We start from the raw sequence: 3,394 nt of genomic DNA on the forward strand, positions 1-3,394 counted from the left end.
AGTCGTTTATGTGGAGCGAATTGTTATGCGGAGCCCAGGGCCGTGGGACTGCCGATGGTCTTTGCCAAGGGTGATTTGGCGCTGATTTCCAGCGTCTGGTGCTCCGCATAATTTACGGTCTCTCCTTGATGCCATGGTGGCATCGTAGAGGAGAACCGAAATGACAAAGACCAAACACAGCGTACCGGCGGCGTGTTCAGACCCCGGCCCACTGAACCCGTTGTTACAGCAATTCGAGAAGCACCTGAAAACCCTGGGTTACTCGCCCCACCAGACCTTGAGAGTGAACCTGTCCGCCGTCAGCCACTTTGTGTGCTGGCTGAATAAGGCAGGCATCGACCTCAGCGAGGTGAACGAGACTGTCATTGAACAGTTTGCTTGCCATCAGTGCCAGAGTACGGCGAGGTGGTGGCATGGAGGGCCTGAACAAAGATATCTGGCACGTATTCGTCGATTCCTTCGTTTCGTGGCCGTTGGCAGAATCGTCCGCTCAGGCGCAGCACTCTCGCCGCCAGAGGTCGACGCCCGAGTTGCCGAATTCCAGAACTGGCTTCGAGTCCACCGTGGAGTCTCCGAACGTACCATCAATTCCCATGGCCTTCTGGTTATGCGAATGATGCCAACACTCGGCACCGAGCCTGCTGACTACAACGCACAGTGCATTCGCCAGGTCATACTGGATGAGGCTCAGAAATGCTCCCGTGCCTATCTTACGAAGATGAGAACAGCGCTGCGAGGCTATCTCAGATTTCTGATTGCACGAGGTGAATGTAAACCATGGCTGGATCAAGCCGTACCCGTCTTCGCGCACTGGCAGTTGTCCTCTCTGCCACGCTACTTGTCCGACTCGGACATTGAGCGAGTTATTGCAGCGTGTGAAACGGGAACACCGCACGGAATTCGTGACAAGGCCATTATTCTGCTCCTTGCCCGACTTGGGCTCCGTGGCGGCGACATCCTTACCATGCGCCTCTGCGACATCGAGTGGGCACAGGGATCGTTGCGGGTCAGAGGCAAGGGGCGTAGAGAAGTGCGGCTGCCACTGCCTCAAGACGCCGGCGATGTACTGCTGACGTACATCGATCAGGTCAGACCGTTCGCTGACTCCGATCGGATGTTCTTGCGACTGCAGGCTCCCTATCGGCCATTCGCGAAATCTTGTGCTGTCTCGCAGATTGTTCAGCGTGCCCTTGAGCGAGCAGGCATCGCAGATGCCCCTTCGCGAGGCGCAAATTTGTTACGCCATTCTGCAGCTACCAGTTTGCTGCGCTCCGGGGCCAGTCTCGATTCTGTTGGAGCAGTGTTGCGGCATCAATCACCCGACACCACCGCGCACTATGCCAAGGTCGATGTCCAGATGCTGCGTGAGATCGCCCAGCCATGGCCGGGAGGTGCATCATGTTGAGATCCGACATGGAGCGCTATATCCAGCTACGGCGGAGCGCTGGCTTCAAGATGGCAAACGAATCGCTGATGCTGAGCGGCTTTGTTGCTACTGCCGAAAAGCATGGTGATCAACACATTCGTATCGACCGAGTGCTGACGTGGGCGGGCCAAGCACCGTCCTCAGCACAGCGGTACCGGCGTCTCAACGTCATCCGGCACTTTGCGCAAGCACTTCAGGCTGAAGATGATCGGCACCAGGTGCCACCACGTACTGCGTTTGGCAACTCCAGGAATCGACGACCGCCGCCCTATATCTTCAGCCAAGAGGAGATTGCCAAACTCATTGAAGCTGCCGGTCAGTTGAAACCGACTGGCTCTGTCCGGCCGATGATGTTTGCGACGCTATTTGGACTTCTGGCTGCGACAGGCTTGCGCATCTCGGAAGCCTTGAGGTTACGGTTGCAGGACATTACCGTCGATGGCTTGATGATCCTGGAAACGAAATTCAACAAGAGTCGGTTGGTTCCGCTGCACGACACCGTCCGCGCTGCATTGGAGCGGTATCTCGTGGTGCGCACACGCACTGCGACGAGCACTGATGCTTTGTTTGTCGGCATCAATGGGAAAGCGCCTGGCTACAGGGGTGTGAAGGATGTGTTCGTTCGTCTGGTCACTGTTATGGGGCTGCAACAGGCCCGAAATGGCGGTCTTCCCCACATCCACGATCTTCGGCACACACTGGCCGTTCGTAGTCTGGAACAATTCCGTGGAGACCGAAATGCCATTTCTCGCCATATGACGGCATTGAGCACCTACCTTGGGCACACCAAAGTAACGGACACCTACTGGTACCTTGAGGCAACGCCGGTCTTGCTTGGGCAAATTGCTGAAGCAGCAGAAACTCTGCATAGGGAGCAAGACCTATGAACGATCTCGCCACCCATCTCAGCGGTTTCCTCCGGGAGCATCTTCCTGCGGAACGCAATGCCAGCCAGCACACCTGTGAAGCGTACGCCTATAGCTTCCAGCTGCTGGTGGAATTCGCAGCCGGCAGGCTGAAATGCAAACCGTCACAACTGACCCTTGATCAAATCGATGCTTCAATGATCATGACGTTTCTTGAGCACATAGAGGCCAAGCGAGGCAACTGCGCACGCACCAGAAACGCGCGTTTGGCCGCCATCAAATCGTTCTTCCGTTACCTCGAATACCGGCTTCCTGCCTATCTCGACCAGTCGCGGCAGATTCACGCTATCCCGATGAAAAAGACCGATCAAACGCTGATCGACTATCTGACGCGAGAGGAACTGAAGGCTTTGCTCGACTCACCCGACCCGCATTCGCAATCTGGCATCCGAGACCGGGCAATGTTGCATCTGGCCTATGCCTGTGGGCTGCGCGTTGCAGAGCTGGTTTCTCTTCGGCTCGATCAGTTCGATCCGCGAACGCCTGCGACGATACACATCGTGGGCAAGGGTCGGCGTGAGCGAGTCCTGCCGTTGTGGAAGGAAACCGTCACTGTCCTCAAGGATTGGCTGAATGTTCGCTGCCAGACGGGCGATTCGGAATTGTTCCTAAACGCCAATGGACGGGCCATGACGAGATCCGGGTTCGAGTACATCTTGGCCAAGCATGTCTCTCATGCGGCAAAGCAACAGCCACTACTCGCCGAAAAACGGGTCTCGCCGCACGTGCTGCGCCATACATGTGCCATGCACACCTTGCAGGCCACGGGTGATGTTCGCAAGGTCTCACTCTGGTTGGGACATGCCAGCATGCAAAGTACCGAGATGTATCTCCGTGCTGATCCAACGGAAAAACTGGAAGCGCTGGCAAGCCGTGCTCCACCCGGGTTGCAACGCGGACGATTCCGAGCCCCCGATAAGCTGATGGCAATGCTGCAAGCTGTTTCGCGCTAAAACGTTATGCGGAGTGTCGCGATCGGCTGCACGCTGTAGCGGCGACACTGCTGTCACGGACTCCGCATAACAATTCGCTCCACATAAAG

General features: G+C 56.5%; 3 protein-coding genes. All 3 read left to right on the forward strand.

Annotation, left to right across the window (positions count from 1 at the left end; translation table 11 throughout):
* Positions 1-160 precede the first annotated feature (160 nt).
* From IQ241_RS24995 to IQ241_RS25005, 3 genes are read left to right on the forward strand one after another with little or no spacing between them, the layout of a single operon-like run.
* Complete coding sequence (locus tag IQ241_RS24995; protein ID WP_145770271.1) at positions 161-1,405, forward strand: tyrosine-type recombinase/integrase; 1,245 nt, start codon at positions 161-163, stop codon at positions 1,403-1,405.
* An 8-nt stretch (positions 1,406-1,413) separates the two neighbouring features.
* Positions 1,414-2,313, forward strand: a complete 900-nt coding sequence (locus IQ241_RS25000) for a tyrosine-type recombinase/integrase (RefSeq protein WP_228022090.1) — start codon at positions 1,414-1,416, stop codon at positions 2,311-2,313.
* Positions 2,310-3,305 carry a tyrosine-type recombinase/integrase gene (locus IQ241_RS25005; protein WP_145770273.1) on the forward strand — a complete coding sequence of 332 codons (996 nt, stop codon included), beginning with the start codon at positions 2,310-2,312 and terminating at the stop codon, positions 3,303-3,305. The genes IQ241_RS25000 and IQ241_RS25005 overlap by 4 nt, the downstream gene beginning before the upstream one ends.
* Positions 3,306-3,394 lie beyond the last annotated feature (89 nt).

The sequence above is a fragment of the Vasconcelosia minhoensis LEGE 07310 genome (genome assembly GCF_015207255.1).
Classification (GTDB): domain Bacteria; phylum Cyanobacteriota; class Cyanobacteriia; order Phormidesmidales; family Phormidesmidaceae; genus Vasconcelosia; species Vasconcelosia minhoensis.

Coding starts and splice junctions, on each gene's coding strand:
- IQ241_RS24995 (WP_145770271.1), top strand. CDS start 161: ATGACAAAGACCAAACACAGCGTACCGGCGGCGTGTTCAGACCCCGGC.
- IQ241_RS25000 (WP_228022090.1), top strand. CDS start 1,414: ATGGAGCGCTATATCCAGCTACGGCGGAGCGCTGGCTTCAAGATGGCA.
- IQ241_RS25005 (WP_145770273.1), top strand. CDS start 2,310: ATGAACGATCTCGCCACCCATCTCAGCGGTTTCCTCCGGGAGCATCTT.